The sequence below is a fragment of the Agrobacterium sp. CCNWLW155 genome (genome assembly GCF_036888815.1).
GTDB lineage: Bacteria > Pseudomonadota > Alphaproteobacteria > Rhizobiales > Rhizobiaceae > Agrobacterium > Agrobacterium radiobacter.
The window spans coordinates 1010159-1028441 of sequence record NZ_JBAKFW010000001.1 but is presented as its reverse complement, the minus strand read 5'-3'; the positions used below and the strand labels follow the sequence as shown (position 1 = coordinate 1028441).

Genomic DNA, 18283 nt, shown 5'->3' with positions numbered 1-18283 from the left:
GATCTTCGCCGCGCCAATCAGGAAATTCAGCGCTTCGCATATATCGTGACGCATGACCTGCGCGCGCCGCTCGTCAATATCATGGGCTTCCTATCCGAATTCGATACTTCGCTGAAGCCGGTAACGAGTTATGTTCTCGCAGATGGCAAGTCTCTCCCGGAGGACGTTATTCGTGAGGCGCGGCTGGCGGTTGAAGAGGATATTCCAGAGGCTATCGGCTTCATCCGCTCGTCCACCCGCAAAATGGATCAGCTGATCAACGCTATCCTGAAAATATCCCGCGACGGCCAGCGAAAGCTGCAGCCGGAGAAAGTCGACATAGAAACGTTGCTCTCGTCACTGTCTGAGACGGTACGCCACCAGATCAACGCCAATGGCGGCGAGATCGAAGTCGACACGCCGAAGCTGACGATCGTGACCGACCGGATATCTCTCGATCAGATACTCGGAAATCTCTTCGATAACGCGGTGAAATACCAGATGCCTGGCCGCCCGCTGAGACTGACGGCCCGGGCCTATCCGGCTGGACGTGGAGCTATTTGTATCGAAGTCGCCGACAACGGGCGCGGTATTGGCGAACAGGACCTCGAACGGGTTTTTGAGCTCTTTCGGCGGGCGGGCAATCAGGATCAGCCGGGAGAGGGCATTGGTCTTGCGCATGTTCGTTCGCTCGTGATGATCGAAGACGACGAAGGCCATGCTCGGCTGATCGAGAAAAACGTGCGGCGCGCCGGCGTGAACAACGAAATCGTGCCTTTTACGCTCGGCGCCAAGGCGCTGGACTTTATATTAGGCGAAAGTCGGGATGGGCTTGTCAGCAAGGACCGTTATCTTCTCGTCTTGCTCGATCTCAATCTCCCCGACATGTCGGGCATCAATATTCTCGAGCAGATCAAGAGCAATGAATATACACGCCGTTTGCCCGTGGTGGTTTTGACAACGACCGACGACGAGACTGAAATTCAGAAATGCTATGATCTTGGCGCGAATGTTTATATAACCAAGCCGGTCGATTATGAGGGCTTTGCCAATGCCATCAAAAATCTCGGCCTGTTCTTTTCCGTAATTCAGATACCTTGAAGGCATGATGGCTTTGCGCGTTTTGTATGTCGATGACGACCCGGCTCTGGCGCGGCTTTCCAGCCGCGTTCTCGGTCGTCACGGTATGGAGGTGGTTCATGCCACCTCCGTAGCTTCCGGCCTCGAGCTTTTTCAAAACGGGCAGTTCGATGTTGTCGTTCTCGATCACTATTTCCAGACCGCGACGGGCATGGAATTTCTTGCCGCGATCCAGACGATACCGGCAAGGGCGCCAGTTCTCTATGTGACGGGGTCCAACGAGGCCCAAATCGCCATAGACGCGCTCAAGGCGGGTGCTGCCGACTACGTCATCAAGAATGTCGGGGACGACTTCTTTCCGCTTCTGCTTACAGCCATCGAGCAGGCATTGGAAAACCATCGCCTGCGCCAAACGAAGGAAGAGGCCGATCGTTTGCTGGTAAAGGCCAAAGAGCACGCGGAAATGATGGTGAAGGAGATGAACCATCGTGTCGCGAACAGCCTATCGCTGGTGTCGGCGATGATCCGTCTGCAAATAAACACCCTGAAATCGCAGGAAGCGGAAACCGCGTTATTGGAAACGCAAAGCAGGATTTCGGCCATCGCCGGCGTGCACCGTAGCCTCTATAATACCGCCAATGTCGGATTGGTCTCCCTGAGTTCCTATCTGACCTCTATCATCGGCGACCTGTTCCAGGCGGTGCCCGGCTCTTCTTCCGTCACGGTCGAGACTTCGCTTTGCGAAATCGATCTCAAGGCTGATCATGCCGTGGCGCTTGGTGTCATCATTACCGAGCTTCTGACCAATGCGCTGAAATATGCCTATCCTGACCAGACCGGTACGGTTCGCGTCAAACTCTCCGAGGATAGTGGGCAGTTTGTTCTGCTGGTGGAAGATGACGGCGTCGGCGTGTCGTCGGATTCGACTCCGCGTGGCACAGGCCTCGGTACCAAGCTGATCATGGCGATGGCGCAGAATATCGGTGCACGTGTCGAGCAGACCCATACACATCCCGAGCTGAGGCAGGGAACGCGTTTTACTATGACATGGCATGAGAAGCGGTAAGGATTGATTTTCCGCTCTCACCAGCGCCAATAATGAGAGTCGCGCAGAAGCTTCGCTCAGGCGATGCTAAAACCGGTTTGAAACCTCACAGATGCCGCGCGGTGCCGATAGCGATGACTGGGCCGGTTGCCTGACCGGTCGGAGAGCCTCCGAAGGGTTCCACGCTGATTGCGAAGGTCGTGCCATCCGTTATGGTGCCGCGCATGTCGGCGGGAATGATGAGGTCGCCGTTCGTGCCCGGCTGGAAAACGCCAAGCGAGCGGGTCTTGCCGCCATCCATGACGAGCCACAATTCCAATGATTTTTCGTCCATCTTGCCGGTTGCGACCGGTACGATACGCATCCGGCCCGATTCCGCATCGTAGGACGCGAGGAGATTGACCTGACTGTCGGTTGTCGCAAGCTCGGCCACAAGCGGGGTGGTATCCGGCCGTTGGTCGGGGAACGCAGCATAGACGACGGCAGCGACGGCGGTTGCGCTGGTGGCGACTGATATCCAGCGCCAGAAAGGCGCGGAGTTCCAGAGACTGCCATTGGTATTGACAGCCCTGCTGCCAAACAGGCGCTCTTCGATGCGGGCAAGGACAGTCGGGCTCGGTGTCTGTTCCTGATACTCGGCGTTGAAGTCGGAAAACTCCGTTTCCCAGCGCTGCACGAGTTGCGCGAAGGCTTCCTCGTCCTGGATGCGCCTTTCCACCTCGCGGCGCTTTTCGAGCGGCAGAACGCCCAGCACATATTCGCCGGCGAGGATTTCGTCGCGCGTGTGCATTCCGCCACTCTGGTCGCCCGTTGTCATCGCTGCATGCACTCTCTGAGTTTGAGAAGACTGCGCCGGAGCCAGGTTCTGACCGTATTCAGAGGCACGCGCAATTCGTCGGCGAGTTCAAGATAACTCAAACCTTCGACATAGGCACGACGTACCGCCTGTGCGTGCACAGTCTCAAGTTCCCGCATGCAGTCATCGATCCTGCGGCCTTCATCCACCAGAACGACCTGCTGCTCGGGATCGCGGATGCTCTCATCAACGAGATCATAGGCCTCGTCAATGTCATCGCTTGCGGGTTTACGCGCACGGATGGTGTCTATCGCGTGGTTGCGGGCGATGGTGGCAAGCCATGTCGCCGGTTTGCCGGCGCTTACGGCAAATGTTCGGGCGCGCTGCCAGACCTTGATATAGATTTCCTGCAGCGCCTCTTCGGCTTCCATTTTGTCCCGCAGGATTTTTAGGCAGATCGCAAAAAGCTTCGGGCTTGTTGCCTGGTAAAGCGAGACGAATGCTGAACGATCACCCATGCCGACGCGGTTGATAAGCGCTGCGATCTCTTTGCCCTGCATTCGAACCTTCCTTGCTGTCCTTCCTTTATAGGGTCGTCTTTCGGAAGAAGACAAGAGATGCTTGGGGCGTTCGCTACATGGACTCCCTTTGAGCGTCGGGCGCAAGCCGCAGGTTATGACAAGTGTCATGACAGACCCGCCGAGTTTTCAAGCGGGCCGATGAGGCGGACCGTGACGAGATAACCGATGATGGCCGCTGCCGCCGAGACGAAGGTTCCCCACAGTAGATCGGCAACAGTCAGGGTGGTGGACCAGTTCTTCAGTGTGGCCTGATTGGTCAGATCATAGGTGGCATAGGCCATGAAGCCCACCGCTGCGCCATAAAGCAGAGCCGTGGTCCATTCGCCCGAAATCAGAGCCGGACGAACGGCGAGAAAAGTGAGGCCGGCGGCGTAGATGAGATAAAAGACGATTGCCGGAGCAAGGCGGAAATTTTCCGCCAGAAGATCGCCGATGGCTGGCCGGTAAAGACGCGACGCCATGGTGCTCAGCCAGATGAAATCGATCACCAGAAATGCGATGAGGGTGAAGGAATAAGCGGCAAGGTATGTCTTCATCGGTGTTTCCTTTGCCTTTGATCAGGCGACGTTTTTTTCGGGATGACGAGAATAAAGAGAAGCGATTTGAGTATGCGCTAGTCGATCCTGGTCCAGCTTATGCCCTTGCACAGCAGGCCGGCGACGATGCAGCCTTTCGTGGTCATGTTATTGCCCGCGACCGTCACCGTTATCTTGTAGGATTTTTCCCGTTGCGGGTCGAAGGCGGTGCCGGAATAGCTGCCCGCCTCGCTCTGCTTGATGTCCATGATCAGGCGATCACCGGTCTTTTCTTTTGCGGTGCCAGGTTTGATCCATGTATTCGTGGCGCATATTTTCTCGCCGCAGGGCGCGATCAGCACTTTCGCCTTGCCGTCGCCGCGCGCCCAGTTTCCGTCAATCTCGCCTGCTGCCGCACCGAGGCCCGCCAGCGTCGGGAAGAGGGCGGGTACAATTGCCAATCTGCTGATTTTCATTGTCTTTCTCCGCTTGTTCGCCCCGCCTCATCCGTGTTCTATCGTGTATAGGCCGACATTTATGGTTCCCTCGGCAAAACCCGCTTCGCAGTAGCAGAGGTAATAGTCCCACAGCCGCCGGAAGCGCTCATCGAAGCCAAGCAGGGAAATCGTTTGCCATCGGGCGTGAAAACGCTGGCGCCATTCCGACAGTGTGAGCGCATAGGACTGGCCGAAAAGCTCCGTCTCCGTGAGTTTCAGGCCGGTTTGTCCCATGGCTTTTTCAAGCGCTGAATCGGAGGGCAGAAAACCGCCCGGGAAGATGTATTTCTGAATGAAATCGGCCTTGCGCCGATAGGTGTCAAAGCGGCTTTCTTCAATGGAGATAATTTGCAGCACCGCACGGCCGCCGGGTTTCAGGCAGCGTTTCAGCGTTTCGAAATAGCTTGGCCAATAGGCTTCGCCGACAGCTTCAAACATTTCCACCGAGACGATATTGTCGAATTGACCCTGCACGTCGCGGTAATCCTGCAGCCTGAGATCGATCCGGCCCGCGTTGTTTTCTTTCTCCGCCGCATTTTCTGCCCAGCGCAACTGGGAGGGGGAAAGGGTGATGCCGGTCACGTTTGTATTGTGCTGCGTGGCGAGATGGATGGCGAGTGCACCCCAGCCGCAGCCGATTTCGAGTACGTTGTTATTTCCGGTCAGCTGTAGCTTCTCCGCAATGCGCTCGAGTTTCTTGCGTTGCGCGGCCTCAAGGCTGGTGGTGGTTTCGTCGAAAATCGCCGAGGAATAGAGCATCGTGGGATCGAGCCACTGCCGGTAGAACTCGTTGCCAAGATCGTAATGCGCCTCGATATTGCGGCGGCTGCCGCGTCTGGTGTTGGCATTCAGCCCGTGTGCAAGCCGGTTGATGAGACGCATGGGCAGGCTGCCGCGCATCGACCTTGCAAATGCCTCGCGATTTTGAGCGGCGAAACGGATGAGCGCTGTCAGGTCAGGCGTAGACCAGTCATTTTCGATGAAACCTTCCGCAAAGCCGATATCGCCGTTGACGAGCAGCCTGCGGATGGCCCGCCAGTTATGCAGCACGAGAATGGCTTCGCTACCTTCCGAATCGCCCGATTTTTCGATGTTTCCACCGCCAGGAAGGGTTACGCGCAGTCGGCCGCGCTCGATATTGTTCAGCAGCCGGCTGATGAGCCATGTGCCCATGCCGGCACGACCATTGAGGCGAGTGCCCTGCGTCGATAATTCAGAGAGATTTTCAAACGGGGTCATGAATTCTGGCCTCGATTTGCGACGATGATGGATGAACGAATGAGACGGGTTCGGCGGGCGGCGGCGGACGTTTTTTGAGCCGCACGCCTTTCAGCCAGATTTTAAGGGCTTCCCAGTGAATGCCGAGAACGACCTTGAGCGTCAGGAACGGGATGGTGACGAAGGCTTTGAGCAGAGCGCGATCGGTCAGCTCGACGCGCCGGGCAAGATGACGGGCCGTCAGGACCACGCCGTCATCGTCGAAAGTTTCGATGACGATCTTCAACCTGTCACCTGGCGGAATGACGCGGAAAACATAACGTAGGTCCATGTCCATGAAGGGCGAGACATAGAAAGCCTTGTCGCATCGCTGGACGATCTCGGTCTCTTTGCCGGCCTCCACCGGGATCAGATAGGAATGCCGTTGCCCGAAGGTGTTATCCACCTCCCAGAGGATGGCTTTCAGCGACGTGTCGCGCCCATAGCAGAAGAACACGCTCAGAGGGTTGAAAGCCCAGCCGAGCAGGCGCGGCATGGTGAGAAGGCGAATAGGCCCTCCATCCACGGCGATACCCGCCGCCGTCATCGCTGTCTCTATCTGCCGGCGCAGGCCAATCGCGCTGCCGTCGCCACGGTCCCTGCGATGAAAAGAGAAGAGGTTGAACCGGTCCACGGAAAAAAACCGCAATTTCCGGTCGAGCGTCTCAAGTTCATCGAGATCGAGAAGCAGCGAATAAATCCGGTAGGCCAGTTTGTGGATTTTCGGCTTGAAGCGCGCATGGGTCACATTGCCCGGAAAAAGCGCTGACGTGAAGGGAGGCGTCATGCTGTCGCCTCCATGAGTTTCGTGTCCGTCGCAATGGTTTTCAAATCCAGGCGAATGATCCGGCCGCTATCGTCGGCAACCTTCCATGGCCGTGTCACCCCGCCTAGATCTTCGGCAACCGCAAGCCCGGCCTGAAGTCCGTCCTCGTGAAAACCCGATCCGAAATAAGCGCCGCAGAACCAGGTGTTTCGCAGGCCCTGCAAAGCCCAAAGCTCCTGACGCATCTGCTCTGTGCCGGCGTCGAAAACGGGATGGTGATAGGTTTCCTCGGCGATGATCTTTCCTTGATCCGGTTCCCGGACCGGGTTCAGCGTTACGAAAGTGTCCGGGGTTTCTCCCAGCGGCTGAAGCCTGTTCATCCAGTATGTGATGCTTGGCTGGCCCGCCTTAATGCGCGTATCGGCAACATAGTTCCAGCTTGACCAGGCAGCGCGGCGACGGGGCATGAAACTGCTGTCGGTGTGAAGCACGGCGCGGTTTTTCGTATAGCCAAAGGCGCCGAGGATGCGCTGTTCAGCGGGCGAGGCGTCCGTGAGCATATCCAGCGCCTGATCTGCATGGGTTGCCATCACCACGTCATCGAAGCGAGCAGTTTTCCCGTCCGCTGTGGTGAGTTCGACGCCGCGCGGAAGGCGGCGAATGCGTGTCACCGGTGTCGAGAGGCGAATTCGATCCGCAAATGGCGCCGTGATGCGTTTTACATATTCGCGCGAGCCACCGACAACGGTGCGCCAGACCGGTCGATCGCGCAGCAACAGCAGGCCGTGATTGCGGCAGAATTTGATAAAATGCGCAGCCGGGTAACGGCCGACCTCCATGGCCGGCGTGGACCATATGGCTGCCGCCATGGGGTAAAGATGATCGTCGCGGAACGCCGATCCGTACCGGTTGTGCGTGAGATATTCGTCGAGCGATGTATTGCCCATCAAATGCAGGTCGCGAGGGGCATTGCGGTAAAACCGAAGGAGGTCCGCAACCATCGCCCAGAAACGTGGTCTGAGCACATTTCTCTTCTGTGCCAGCAGGCCAAGACCGGTTCCACCGGAATATTCAAAGTCGCCATTGTCGAGGGAAACGGCAAAAGACATGTTCGACGCTGCGGTCTGTACGTCAAGCGTTCGAAAAAGCGCGGTGAGATTGGGATAGGTCCACTCGTTATAGACAATGAACCCGGTATCGACATGAGCCGGTCCTTTATCCGTATCGAATGTCACCGTGTTGCTGTGGCCGCCGACGCGATCAGCCGCCTCAAAGACCGTGACATCGTGCCGTTTCGACAAAAGCCACGCTGCCGACAGGCCGGAAATTCCTGTTCCCACAATTGCGATGCGGTACCGGCTATCTTTTTGTCTCGTTTCCGTGTCGGTCATCTATCCTCGCCATCGCATTACAGAAATTTGCCTTGGGACAGCGCAGATACGAGGGAGGGGGCGGATAAGTTTCAGCGGCTGGTGTTTTTTTGGAATCTTTTCCGAAACCTGAAACTCTTTTGCCGGTTCGGTCGTATTTGCCATCACGAAACCCGGTCTCCATCTGTTCAAACCGTGAGTGAAGTAGTGATGTTGTCTGTGATCCTGACGCTTGCCATTCTCATGTCGCTTCTGATGGCAGGCGCGTGGGCGCTGCAGAGAGCAACCGGTTCTAGCGGCTGGATCGACACCGTCTGGTCGGCGAGTGTCGGGTTTGGCGGAGTTTCGGCAGTTTTATTCGCGGAAGGAGACGGCTGGCGGCGCGCGGTCGTATTTTCCCTTGTCGTCGTCTGGTCGTTGCGACTTGCCGGGCATATAGGCATGCGCACGCAGGGCGGCGGAGAAGATCCCCGTTATGCAAAGCTCATCAGGCAATGGGGCAGCGCAGCCCCTCTCAGACTTTTCATCTTCCTCCAGATACAGGCCATTGCCGCTTTCGTGCTCGTTCTTACGGTTTATCTCGCTGCCGGCAACGGCCAGGGTTTTCCGCGTCTCATCGATATTTTCGCCACGGCGGTCGCTTTTGCCGCACTGGCCGGTGAAGCGCTCTCGGATGCCCAGCTTTCAAAATTCAGGAAAACGCCGGAAGCAAAAACCGGCGTCTGTGAAACCGGCCTTTGGCGTTATTCCCGCCATCCCAATTATTTCTTCGAATGGCTTTTCTGGTGCAGTTTCCCGCTGCTCGCCGTTCAGGAGCAGGTCTTGTCCTGGGCGTCGCTTGCTGCACCCATCATGATGTATTGGCTGCTCGTCCACGTCTCCGGCATTCCGCCGCTTGAAGAGCACATGCTGAAATCGCGCGGAGAGAGGTTCCGCGTCCTGCAACGCCGCGTCAACGCCTTCTTTCCGGGCCCGCGCAAGAACGAGGAAACGCCATGAATATGCTCGCCTTCGCCATCAATGCCGCAGAACGCGCACCGCTCACTGACGCGGTCACACTGGCCAGTATAGATATGCTCTGCGTGCGAACGAAACGGCGGCTTGCAAATATTCCCGATGATGCCGAATTGGCCTTTGCGAAGGATATGGCGACGTTTCCCATAGCCAGCCACACCGACGAGGCGAACAGACAACATTACGAAGTCCCAGCGGAGTTTTTCTCGCTGGTTCTCGGAGCGCAGCGCAAATATTCCTGCTGTTATTATCCCGACGCCACGACGACGCTGGATGAAGCCGAGACCGTGGCGCTTTCCGAGACAGTGGCCCATGCCGGGCTGCGTGATGGCATGGATATTCTGGAACTCGGCTGCGGTTGGGGTTCGCTTTCCCTGTATATGGCGGGCCGATTTCCCAATGCGCGGATCACATCCGTTTCGAACTCAGCATCGCAGCGTGACTACATAATCGGCTGCGTCCGGGAGCGCGGCTTCTCCAACCTTTCGGTGGTAACCGCCGACATGAATGATTTCACGACAGGCAATCGTTTCGATCGAGTCGTGTCGGTGGAGATGTTCGAGCACATGTCGAACTGGCAGATGTTATTCGAGCGGGTTCGTTCCTGGCTGCAGCCGGAAGGCAGGTTCTTCCTGCACGTCTTCAACCACCGTGACCGATCCTACCGTTTTGACCACAATAATCCGGCAGACTGGATCGCCCGGCACTTCTTCACCGGCGGTATCATGCCTGCCTTCGATCTTCCCCATCGTTTTGGGAAGATTTTCACTGTAGAACAGGACTGGCGATGGTCCGGTCTACATTATCGACGGACAGCTCTTGATTGGCTGGCGAATTTTGACCGGGAGATTGACCGTGTCCGGCCGATCCTGAAGCGCGTTTACGGAAACGACGCGAGACTGTGGGAACGCCGCTGGCGACTTTTCTTCCTCGCAACCGCCGGGCTGTTCGGGCATCAGGGTGGGGAGGTCTGGGGTGTCGGACATTACCTTCTGATGCCCAGTTAAGTTCGAAACACTAAAAAAAAGGCGCTGTGTTCGCCCTTGAAAATCGAAGACAACCGTTAAACGTTGATTTTGCGCCGTTTTGCCTTGTCTGCTCTCCATTGCAGGCATGTTCACCCGCAATCATTTTCGCTGCTTCGACCTGCCGATGATCGGCACGGTCGTGCGAACCTTTCATTTCACGCATGTTCAGGGCGCGCGCCAAGGCGCGCACCAGCTATTCTTTACAATTGAGGTCAAGGGCCGGTCATGGTTCCATGCCGGACGCGTAGCTGATTCCTCCCCGTCGATGCCAAACTGCGATTCGAGAGGCCCATGTCGATTTCAGATACGATTTTTCGCCCTTTCGAGACGCTGATACGGCCGCTCGGCATTCCCTTCCGGCCACTGCCGTCGAAAGGCCCCGTCGCGGTGCTGCTGCATTTCATCGGGATGTTTCGCGGCGTCCTCATTGCTCTTGCCCTGTCGTCCATGGCGGTGGAGGCCATCAACCTGTCGATCATCTGGGGATTGTCCGTTATCGTTGATGGCGTGACGGCGCAGGGGGCGGAGGCTTTTCTGCGCGATGAATGGCCGCTGCTTACCGTCCTTGGGTTGTTGATCTTTCCCGCCATGCCGGTGGCTTCGTTTCTTCTCAATACGCTCAATTCGCACACGCTCGGCATCGCCATGCCGGTGGCCATCCAGTGGCAGGGCCACAAGGCCGTGGAGCGGCAGGATCTGGCATTTTTCCATGAGCTCTACGCCGGACAGGTCGCCTCGCGTCTTTCGCAGGTCTCGTCAGCCGTTCAGCAGCAGATCATTAACGCATTCCAGATCGGACCGCGTTTTCTGCTGCAGATGATCGGCTCTCTTGCGCTTCTTGCCGCCTTGTCCTGGCAGCTGGCGCTGCCGGTGTTCATCTGGATCGTGCTGAATGTGGTTCTCGCCGTCAAACTGGCTCCCGTCTTCACGGAACGGTCACGCCGGTCGGCGAAACAAAAGAGCCTTGTCTCGGGCGCGATTACCGATCTCTACAGCAACATGCAGATGATCAAGCAATTTGCAGCCGAAGACAGCGAGGCGGGCGCAATCCGCCGCATTCTGATGAAGGCGGTGCAGACGCAGCACAGGGAGCAGCGTGTCTACCGCGCGTCCGAGCTGGTCGTGGTTGCGCTCAACATGGCGTTGTGGCTGGCGATCCTGTCTGTGGGGTTTTCCGGTCTGGTGAAGGGCTTCATCACGGTCGGAGAATTCGTCGGCGCGGTCTATATATTGCAGCGGCTGTCAGGGCACACATTCACCTTCCTGCAGATGGGCCAGCAGATATTCCAGGCGATCGGCACCATCAAGGATGCCATGCCTGTGATGACGACGCCGCCGACCATTACCGACAGGGCCGGTGCGGCGGAGCTGAATGTCGCGCGTGGAGATATCGATTTCAACCATATCCGCTTTGCTTACAAGTCCGGCAGACCGGTGATCGATGATCTGTCGCTCAAGGTCCGCGCGGGAGAGAGGGTCGGGCTGGTGGGCCTGTCTGGCGCGGGAAAAACGACGCTGGTCAATCTGCTCCTGCGGTTTTACGACATTCAGGATGGCGCCATCTGCATCGACGGTCAGGATATTCGCGAGGTCACGCAGATGAGCCTGCGCCGCAATATCGGGGTGATTGCCCAGGATGTGGCGTTGCTGCACCGGTCGGTTGGCGACAATATCCGCTACGGGCGACCAGAGGCGACGCGGGAGGAGGTGGAGCAGGTGGCGAAAGTGGCGAAGGCCGATGCCTTCATCGCCGATCTCGCCGATAGTGAGGGGCGAAAAGGATATCTCGCTTTTGTCGGAGACCGTGGCATCAAGCTTTCCGGCGGGCAGCGGCAGCGGGTCGCCATTGCGCGCGTGCTGTTGAAAGACGCGCCTATCCTGATCCTCGACGAAGCCACCTCCGCCCTTGATAGCGAGTCCGAAGCCGCCATTCAGGACAAGCTCAATCTGGTGATGGAGGGCAAAACGGTGATTGCCATTGCGCACCGCCTGTCGACCATTGCACGAATGGACCGGATCATCGTGCTGGATCATGGCCGGATTATCGAAGAGGGCAGGCCGGAGGAACTGGTCGAGCAGGGCGGGCTGTTTGCGCGGCTCTGGAAACGCCAGATCGGCGGGTTTATTCCGGAAGACGAGTGATCAGCAGACGCCGCATTGGGGGACGCCGAGGCGATAAGCCGGTTGGCGTGGCGAGCGTTCAGACTGCATCGAGCGCTGACTGGATTCGCAGTTTCTCCGCATCCAGTTCGCTCAGCCTTCCCATATGCGCCGTGATTTCCTCAAAGATCGAGGTGCGATCCGTTTTCGACAGACGCTCCACGCGACGCAGGGCTGTAATGACCTCGATCAGGTCAATTCGTTCCTGCTCAAGCTTTTCCAGATTCCACAACATCGCGTTTTCTCCGTTGGCACACGGTTCAAATGGCCAGATGGGAGAAAGGTTCAAACCGGTAGAATTTAAGGTAAATTTTATCTTGTCGGAAACGGCGCGGCCCGGGCCGCAGCCGAATCAATAGGGCGAGAGACATTGCATCCGTGTGCCGCCAGCCGCCATATAGCTGTTGTCGGTGGGATGGTAGGATGTGTAACGCGTCGCACACCATTTTACATGGTTGATCTCGGCCTGCGACAGGGCGTAACCGTTGGGCGTGGCCTCTTCGCCTTTTCCTGCCGCAAAGGCTGAGGCGGGATAGCCCCGCTGGTCTGAAGTCTGCGCCTGTTCCTGTGTCTCATAGGCCGGCTGTATGAGGCTCAGAGCATGGGCGGGCACGACGGAAGCGGCAGATATTGCGACGCCAAGAGCGAGCGCGGAGATAGTCTTCGGCATCCTCAACATCGATAAATCCTCGTTATTCGTTCGGTATGCTAACGAAAACTTAAGAAATTCGTTCCGGTGAAGGGTTGACCTCACACGAACACGTGATTCTTGGGATTGGGTGCTGGGGATGCATCCGGCTCCTGCGACGGGGTCTTCAAGATGACGGCGCCGTGCCGGCTTCACCACGAAGATGGTGTGTCCGGTGAGCAAGTGCCGTGCCCCGTCGATCTGAGTTTCCGTCTCTACCGCACTGCTCGTTGACAAGCGGAAAATCCGGTCAGATAGTCGGCCGGCAATCATGCACACGGGAGTCTTCAATGTTGAACAGGGTTGTCATTCTCTCATCCTTTGCGCTGCTGGCATCGGCGGCGTTCGTCTCCCCCGCAGCCGCACTCACCATGAAGGAGTGCAGCGTGAAGTATCAGGCGGCGAAAGCCGACGGGTCCGCCAAGGACGTCAAGTGGAACGACTATCGCGCCAAGTTCTGCGGCAGCGAGGCGGCCGCTGAGGATGCGGCCGACGACAAGCAGGTCGCGGCCACCACCGAAAAAGAACCCGCAAAAGCGACGATAAAAGCCCCGAAGGGCGTCGCTTTCCCGAGTGCTATCGATAAGAAATATTCAAGCGAGACGCCCGGAAAGGCCCGCCTGAAAACCTGCGTCGACTCCTACCACAAGAACAAGAGTGACGGCACGCTCGGCGATCTGAAATGGATCCAGAAGGGCGGCGGTTACTGGAGCCTGTGCAACACGGCCCTGAAGAGCTGAGGCAGGGCGGCGGGCCGATCCGCTGCTCCGGTATTGGCGCGTTATCCGAGATAGATTCGGATAACGCGTAGGCCGTTCGGTCGCGATCGTTTGCCCCGCATCGCCTTTGCCTATGGCTCCTTCGCTGCCCTTGCTGGCATGTGAGGATATGACGGCCCATCCGCGATCAGGACCTGTTCGCGGATGAACCTGTTTCTCGATGGGGTGAAACTCGCTAGATGAGGCAACCCCGTTTTAGGGCGGGTAAAAACTGCGAATGGCTTGCGATTCAATCTATTGATAGAACGAGTTGACCCTGCGGCTTGATCCGCATCCAGCAATTCAACGGCTACGGCTGTCCGATGACGGCTCGCCGGCAATGTGGGCGGATGACCAGACGATTTCGAAACTATCTCACGGTGCTGGCCATATCGCTGCTGATGTGGACGGTGATCCTTGGCGTCGTTTATTGGCTGTTTCGATAGGTTTCGCCGCAGTTTGCCGGCCCGAATGAAGGTACCCGCATGGCCTGTGCGGCGATAGATCTGCCGCATGTTTGCAAGGTTGGCTTTCCCGGAAATTTGATAGGCGCGAGGCGGCGGCCCCATTTCGGCTTTGCTGGCATGACCTTATGATCCGGTCACATCAGGAAAGGATCATCATGAATAAAACCGTTGCCGCGATATCTCTTGCAGCTTTCTCCGTATCGCTCGCTACCGGCGCCATGGCTGAAGACCTGGTGATTCCGCTTCCGAAGGACACGACGGTCGAAAAGGTGGAGACCGTCTATCAATGCGTCGCCGACAAGGTGGAGGCCGTCTATTTTAATGCGGGCGAGGTCAGCCTCGTGCGACTGGGGCTGAAGGATGGCGTGACGGTCGCCGCAAATGTCATTTCGGCCTCGGGCGCCAAATATCAGGGCGGTATTTATGTCTGGTGGTCGAAGGGTGACGAGGCGGATCTTTACGATCTGATGGCGGACCCGGAGATGAAAAAGCCGGTTCATTGCGTGGACGTGAAGAAATCCTGAGCGCTGGACTTTCCCTCAAAGGAGCGGCGGCAGGGCGGTTCCTGAAAACCTTGCCATGCCGCCGGTCAGCGTGGGAGTGCGCGCGCGGCGCGTTCAGCCAAGAACGAGCGACGCAAGAAGCGCCAGCAGGATAAGAGAGCTGGCGACAACACCGAGCCTCACCCTGCGAAGGCGGCGGGTACGACCGCCGCTCCAGTCATAAGCCATTGGCAGCTTTACCTTTCTTTTTATTATTATGACTTATTGACTAGCTCCCTAGGCTTGCCCGTGGCTGACCTCAACTGTCAGAAACCACCAGCGAGAATTCACGATTTCCCTGTCTTCTCCTGATGTTGCAGCAATTGCGACGATTGATTCTTCCTGTTCTGCAACGGCGAAACCGGGTGAGGGATTTGACGGTCGCAGGTCACGAAAAAGGCCCGGAAACTGGCGTTTCCGGGCCTTGTGCAAAAGCGTTTCTACTGGCGGTGTCAGCCGAGATAGGCCTGGATATAAGGCAGAACCTCGAGCGTGCCGTGGTAGAGCATGTTGAGCGCCACATAGATGATGACCATGAGGCCGAGGTAGGAAATCCAGCGATAGCGGTGCAGGAGCTTGGCGACGAAGTTGGCGGCGAGGCCCATCAGCGCGATCGATACGACGAGGCCGATGATCAGCACCGTCACGTGTTCCTGCGCAGCGCCGGCGACGGCAAGGACGTTGTCCAGCGACATGGAGACGTCGGCGATGACGATCTGGGTCGCGGCCTGGAAGAAGGTCTTGTGACCCTTGGTCAGGTCGGCCTCTTCGTCGGTCACCTCGTCTTCGATGGAACCTGCGGCGTCACGCAGTTCCGTCCACATCTTCCAGCACACCCAGGCGAGCAGCAGTCCGCCGAACAATTGCAGGCCGACAATGGCAAGAAGCTGGACGGTGACGGCGGCAAAGCCGATGCGCAGAACCGTGGCGGCGATGATGCCGACCAGGATCGCCTTGCGGCGAAGATGAGCGGGCAGACCGGCGGCGGCAAGGCCGATGACGATGGCGTTGTCGCCCGCCAGAACGAGGTCGATTGCAATGACCTGCAAAAATGCCGTGAAACCGGCGGCTGTGAAGATTTCCATGGGATAGTCCTGAAACGGATAGAGATGTCGCGAGGGAAAAGCGACGGATCGAGATATGGCATGGGATGGCGCGCGCGCCGGATTCCAATCGCCCGTCTCCCCGCGGCGATGGAATGCACTTAAGCCATCATGCCGGTGCAGGTAAAGAAGTTGTGATAGAAATATCTTGTTTAGTGATTAGCTAGGCTGACGGAGGGGGGCTCCCGGCCGACGTCTGCCTCACCCTCGCGAGGGTTTAAATGTCGCAAACCAGACACCATATACAGGCCTCAAGGCACGCTTAAGGCGCGCGCGAAGACGCTTTCATAATTAAGTCTTGCGCATTCGCTTACAAAGCCTTAAACGGCGACACCAAACCGGTGCGCCGGGGAAACTACTTCACGTTCACAGGAAGCAATTCACATGGCAAAGAGCAAGTTCGAGCGCAATAAGCCGCACGTCAACATTGGCACGATCGGTCACGTTGACCATGGCAAGACGTCGCTGACGGCAGCAATCACGAAGTTCTTCGGCGAGTTCAAGGCGTATGACCAGATCGACGCGGCTCCGGAAGAAAAGGCTCGTGGTATCACGATCTCGACGGCACACGTTGAATACGAGACGCCTGCCCGTCACTACGCGCACGTCGACTGCCCCGGCCACGCCGACTACGTGAAGAACATGATCACCGGTGCTGCCCAGATGGACGGCGCGATCCTGGTTTGCTCTGCAGCTGACGGCCCGATGCCGCAGACGCGCGAGCACATCCTGCTCGCCCGTCAGGTTGGCGTTCCGGCGATCGTCGTGTTCCTCAACAAGGTCGACCAGGTTGACGACGCCGAGCTTCTCGAGCTCGTCGAGCTTGAAGTTCGCGAACTTCTGTCGTCCTACGACTTCCCGGGCGACGACATTCCGATCATCAAGGGTTCGGCACTTGCCGCTCTTGAAGATTCTGACAAGAAGATCGGTGAAGACGCGATCCGCGAGCTGATGGCTGCTGTTGACGCCTACATCCCGACGCCTGAGCGTCCGATCGACCAGCCGTTCCTGATGCCGATCGAAGACGTGTTCTCGATCTCTGGCCGTGGTACGGTTGTGACGGGTCGCGTAGAGCGCGGTATCGTCAAGGTTGGTGAAGAAGTCGAAATCGTCGGCATCCGTCCGACGTCGAAGACGACGGTTACCGGCGTTGAAATGTTCCGCAAGCTGCTCGACCAGGGCCAGGCTGGCGACAACATCGGTGCACTCGTTCGCGGTGTTACCCGTGACGGCGTTGAGCGTGGTCAGATCCTGTGCAAGCCGGGTTCGGTCAAGCCGCACAAGAAGTTCATGGCAGAAGCCTACATCCTGACGAAGGAAGAAGGCGGCCGTCATACGCCGTTCTTCACGAACTACCGTCCGCAGTTCTACTTCCGTACGACTGACGTGACCGGCATCGTGTCGCTTCCGGAAGGCACGGAAATGGTTATGCCTGGCGACAACGTCACCGTTGAAGTCGAGCTGATCGTTCCGATCGCGATGGAAGAAAAGCTGCGCTTTGCTATCCGCGAAGGCGGCCGTACGGTCGGCGCCGGCATCGTGGCTTCGATCGTCGAGTAATCTTCGGGCCTGAAAAGGCTTGACGGAAACCCCGCTGGAGACAGCGGGGTTTTTTGTTTTGTATTGCGCGTTAGGGGGAGGGTGGCTTTCGCTTCCCTGTCCGGGCTGCTACTTCGTTGCCGGGGAGATGATGAGGAGTATCATGAAGAAGCGCGTTCTATTTACCGGTGGTTCCGGCAAGGCCGGCAGGCATGTGATCCCGTGGCTTATCGACAAGGGTTATGAGGTCCACAACATCGATCTCGTTCCGCTCGACAGGCCGAGCGTCACCAATCTCATTGTCGACATCACCGACAGCGGGCAGGTCTTTAATGCCCTGTCCATGCACAGGAACTTTGCAGAGCTCGAAAGCGGGAAGGGTGTTTTGCCCTATGATGCGGTGATCCACTTCGCCGCGGTTCCGCGCATTCTGATAAAGCCCGACAATGAGACGTTCCGCATCAATACAATGGGAACCTACAACGTCATCGAGGCTGCGGTGAAGCTTGGTATCCGCAAGATCGTCATCGCATCGAGCGAAACCACCTACGGGGTCTGTTTTGCCGAGGGTGAAAAGGATTTCCACCATTTCCCGCTTGAGGAAGACTATGATGTCGATCCGATGGATTCCTACGGGCTGTCGAAGGTGGTGAACGAAAAGACGGCACGGGCATTTGCCGAGCGAAGCGGATACGACATTTACGCGCTGCGAATCGGCAATGTCATCGAACCGCATGAATATGAGAAGTTTCCCGGCTTCTTCGCCCGTCCGGAAACGCGCAAACGCAATGCCTGGGGTTACATCGATGCGCGCGATCTTGGCCAGATCTGCCATCTGTGCATCGAGAAGGACGGCCTCGGTTATCAGGTCTTCAACGCCGTCAATGATACAGCGACAGCGACGGTCCCCACGCGCGAGCTTGCGCAGACTTATTTCCCTGACGTGCAATTCCGCCGCGAGATCGGGGATCATGAGGGGTTGATCTCCAACCGCAAGATTCGCGAGGTCCTGGGCTTCAGCGAAGAACATGACTGGCGGAAATACGTTAAAACCTGAGAGGCGCAGGATTTTCGGGGGCGGAGTGGAAAAAACAAAAA

General features: G+C 57.5%; 19 protein-coding genes. 9 read left to right on the top strand and 10 right to left on the bottom strand.

Annotated elements, in window-relative coordinates; all coding sequences use genetic code 11:
- Window positions 1-81 precede the first annotated feature (81 nt).
- Window positions 82-1080, top strand: coding sequence for an ATP-binding protein (locus tag V6S97_RS29160; protein WP_442886022.1), 999 nt, complete (start codon window positions 82-84; stop codon window positions 1078-1080).
- Between the two features lie 4 nt (window positions 1081-1084).
- Window positions 1085-2125, top strand: a complete 1041-nt coding sequence (locus tag V6S97_RS05205; RefSeq protein WP_003507655.1) for a sensor histidine kinase — start codon at window positions 1085-1087, stop codon at window positions 2123-2125.
- A gap of 85 nt (window positions 2126-2210) precedes the next feature.
- On the opposite strand, the gene V6S97_RS05200 is transcribed toward V6S97_RS05205, so the two are convergent.
- From V6S97_RS05200 to V6S97_RS05170, 7 genes are all read right to left on the bottom strand, one after another.
- A complete protein-coding gene (locus V6S97_RS05200; protein WP_334426212.1) occupies window positions 2211-2921 on the bottom strand; it encodes an anti-sigma factor in 711 nt (236 codons plus the stop codon).
- Complete coding sequence (locus tag V6S97_RS05195; protein WP_087744505.1) at window positions 2918-3460, bottom strand: sigma-70 family RNA polymerase sigma factor; 543 nt, start codon at window positions 3458-3460, stop codon at window positions 2918-2920. Before V6S97_RS05195 ends, V6S97_RS05200 begins: the two co-directional genes overlap by 4 nt.
- Window positions 3461-3585: 125 nt before the next feature.
- Window positions 3586-4017, bottom strand: a complete 432-nt coding sequence (locus V6S97_RS05190; protein ID WP_003507662.1) for a DUF2177 family protein — start codon at window positions 4015-4017, stop codon at window positions 3586-3588.
- Window positions 4018-4094: 77 nt separating this feature from the next.
- Complete coding sequence (locus V6S97_RS05185; RefSeq protein ID WP_003507664.1) at window positions 4095-4472, bottom strand: DUF2147 domain-containing protein; 378 nt, start codon at window positions 4470-4472, stop codon at window positions 4095-4097.
- 27 nt (window positions 4473-4499) lie between these two features.
- The gene (locus V6S97_RS05180; protein ID WP_003507666.1) at window positions 4500-5732 is read right to left on the bottom strand and encodes an SAM-dependent methyltransferase; all 1233 of its coding nucleotides are present in this window, start codon (window positions 5730-5732) and stop codon (window positions 4500-4502) included.
- Complete coding sequence (locus tag V6S97_RS05175) at window positions 5719-6537, bottom strand: DUF1365 domain-containing protein (protein ID WP_060723326.1); 819 nt, start codon at window positions 6535-6537, stop codon at window positions 5719-5721. Before V6S97_RS05175 ends, V6S97_RS05180 begins: the two co-directional genes overlap by 14 nt.
- Entirely contained in the window at window positions 6534-7907 is a 1374-nt protein-coding gene (locus tag V6S97_RS05170) for an NAD(P)/FAD-dependent oxidoreductase (protein WP_060723325.1), read from the bottom strand. The genes V6S97_RS05175 and V6S97_RS05170 overlap by 4 nt, the downstream gene beginning before the upstream one ends.
- Before the next feature lie 189 nt (window positions 7908-8096).
- Between V6S97_RS05170 and V6S97_RS05165 the strand changes: the two genes are divergently transcribed.
- From V6S97_RS05165 to V6S97_RS05155, 3 genes are all read left to right on the top strand, one after another.
- Window positions 8097-8885, top strand: a complete 789-nt coding sequence (locus V6S97_RS05165; protein ID WP_334426210.1) for a DUF1295 domain-containing protein — start codon at window positions 8097-8099, stop codon at window positions 8883-8885.
- Entirely contained in the window at window positions 8882-9907 is a 1026-nt protein-coding gene (locus V6S97_RS05160) for an SAM-dependent methyltransferase (RefSeq protein WP_334426209.1), read from the top strand. The genes V6S97_RS05165 and V6S97_RS05160 overlap by 4 nt, the downstream gene beginning before the upstream one ends.
- A gap of 312 nt (window positions 9908-10219) precedes the next feature.
- Window positions 10220-12070 (top strand): ABC transporter ATP-binding protein, encoded by a 1851-nt coding sequence (locus tag V6S97_RS05155; RefSeq protein ID WP_334426208.1) that lies wholly within the window; start codon window positions 10220-10222, stop codon window positions 12068-12070.
- A gap of 58 nt (window positions 12071-12128) precedes the next feature.
- Here V6S97_RS05155 and V6S97_RS05150 read toward each other — a convergent pair whose 3' ends face one another.
- Together V6S97_RS05150 and V6S97_RS05145 are read right to left on the bottom strand one after the other, a co-directional pair.
- The gene (locus V6S97_RS05150; protein ID WP_003507677.1) at window positions 12129-12323 is read right to left on the bottom strand and encodes a hypothetical protein; all 195 of its coding nucleotides are present in this window, start codon (window positions 12321-12323) and stop codon (window positions 12129-12131) included.
- 117 nt (window positions 12324-12440) lie between these two features.
- Complete coding sequence (locus tag V6S97_RS05145) at window positions 12441-12767, bottom strand: BA14K family protein (protein WP_003507678.1); 327 nt, start codon at window positions 12765-12767, stop codon at window positions 12441-12443.
- A gap of 299 nt (window positions 12768-13066) precedes the next feature.
- On the opposite strand from V6S97_RS05145, the gene V6S97_RS05140 reads away from it, so the two are divergent.
- Both V6S97_RS05140 and V6S97_RS05135 read left to right on the top strand, forming a co-directional pair.
- On the top strand, window positions 13067-13516 hold the full coding sequence (locus tag V6S97_RS05140) for a hypothetical protein (protein WP_003507679.1): 450 nt from the start codon (window positions 13067-13069) through the stop codon (window positions 13514-13516).
- A gap of 640 nt (window positions 13517-14156) precedes the next feature.
- Window positions 14157-14525 (top strand): MliC family protein, encoded by a 369-nt coding sequence (locus tag V6S97_RS05135; RefSeq protein WP_003507680.1) that lies wholly within the window; start codon window positions 14157-14159, stop codon window positions 14523-14525.
- A gap of 470 nt (window positions 14526-14995) precedes the next feature.
- On the opposite strand, the gene V6S97_RS05130 is transcribed toward V6S97_RS05135, so the two are convergent.
- Entirely contained in the window at window positions 14996-15628 is a 633-nt protein-coding gene (locus tag V6S97_RS05130; protein WP_003507682.1) for a TerC family protein, read from the bottom strand.
- A gap of 402 nt (window positions 15629-16030) precedes the next feature.
- Between V6S97_RS05130 and tuf the strand changes: the two genes are divergently transcribed.
- Together tuf and V6S97_RS05120 are read left to right on the top strand one after the other, a co-directional pair.
- Window positions 16031-17206, top strand: coding sequence for an elongation factor Tu (gene tuf, locus V6S97_RS05125; RefSeq protein ID WP_003507684.1), 1176 nt, complete (start codon window positions 16031-16033; stop codon window positions 17204-17206).
- Window positions 17207-17348: 142 nt separating this feature from the next.
- On the top strand, window positions 17349-18242 hold the full coding sequence (locus tag V6S97_RS05120) for an NAD-dependent epimerase/dehydratase family protein (RefSeq protein WP_003507686.1): 894 nt from the start codon (window positions 17349-17351) through the stop codon (window positions 18240-18242).
- Window positions 18243-18283 lie beyond the last annotated feature (41 nt).

Excerpts from the sequence above, each read along its gene's own strand:
- V6S97_RS29160 (WP_442886022.1), top strand. The coding sequence starts at position 82 with ATGGGCTTCCTATCCGAATTCGATACTTCGCTGAAGCCGGTAACGAGT.
- V6S97_RS05205 (WP_003507655.1), top strand. The coding sequence starts at position 1,085 with ATGATGGCTTTGCGCGTTTTGTATGTCGATGACGACCCGGCTCTGGCG.
- V6S97_RS05200 (WP_334426212.1), bottom strand. The coding sequence starts at position 2,921 with ATGACAACGGGCGACCAGAGTGGCGGAATGCACACGCGCGACGAAATC.
- V6S97_RS05195 (WP_087744505.1), bottom strand. The coding sequence starts at position 3,460 with ATGCAGGGCAAAGAGATCGCAGCGCTTATCAACCGCGTCGGCATGGGT.
- V6S97_RS05190 (WP_003507662.1), bottom strand. The coding sequence starts at position 4,017 with ATGAAGACATACCTTGCCGCTTATTCCTTCACCCTCATCGCATTTCTG.
- V6S97_RS05185 (WP_003507664.1), bottom strand. The coding sequence starts at position 4,472 with ATGAAAATCAGCAGATTGGCAATTGTACCCGCCCTCTTCCCGACGCTG.
- V6S97_RS05180 (WP_003507666.1), bottom strand. The coding sequence starts at position 5,732 with ATGACCCCGTTTGAAAATCTCTCTGAATTATCGACGCAGGGCACTCGC.
- V6S97_RS05175 (WP_060723326.1), bottom strand. The coding sequence starts at position 6,537 with ATGACGCCTCCCTTCACGTCAGCGCTTTTTCCGGGCAATGTGACCCAT.
- V6S97_RS05170 (WP_060723325.1), bottom strand. The coding sequence starts at position 7,907 with ATGACCGACACGGAAACGAGACAAAAAGATAGCCGGTACCGCATCGCA.
- V6S97_RS05165 (WP_334426210.1), top strand. The coding sequence starts at position 8,097 with ATGTTGTCTGTGATCCTGACGCTTGCCATTCTCATGTCGCTTCTGATG.
- V6S97_RS05160 (WP_334426209.1), top strand. The coding sequence starts at position 8,882 with ATGAATATGCTCGCCTTCGCCATCAATGCCGCAGAACGCGCACCGCTC.
- V6S97_RS05155 (WP_334426208.1), top strand. The coding sequence starts at position 10,220 with ATGTCGATTTCAGATACGATTTTTCGCCCTTTCGAGACGCTGATACGG.
- V6S97_RS05150 (WP_003507677.1), bottom strand. The coding sequence starts at position 12,323 with ATGTTGTGGAATCTGGAAAAGCTTGAGCAGGAACGAATTGACCTGATC.
- V6S97_RS05145 (WP_003507678.1), bottom strand. The coding sequence starts at position 12,767 with ATGTTGAGGATGCCGAAGACTATCTCCGCGCTCGCTCTTGGCGTCGCA.
- V6S97_RS05140 (WP_003507679.1), top strand. The coding sequence starts at position 13,067 with ATGTTGAACAGGGTTGTCATTCTCTCATCCTTTGCGCTGCTGGCATCG.
- V6S97_RS05135 (WP_003507680.1), top strand. The coding sequence starts at position 14,157 with ATGAATAAAACCGTTGCCGCGATATCTCTTGCAGCTTTCTCCGTATCG.
- V6S97_RS05130 (WP_003507682.1), bottom strand. The coding sequence starts at position 15,628 with ATGGAAATCTTCACAGCCGCCGGTTTCACGGCATTTTTGCAGGTCATT.
- tuf (WP_003507684.1), top strand. The coding sequence starts at position 16,031 with ATGGCAAAGAGCAAGTTCGAGCGCAATAAGCCGCACGTCAACATTGGC.
- V6S97_RS05120 (WP_003507686.1), top strand. The coding sequence starts at position 17,349 with ATGAAGAAGCGCGTTCTATTTACCGGTGGTTCCGGCAAGGCCGGCAGG.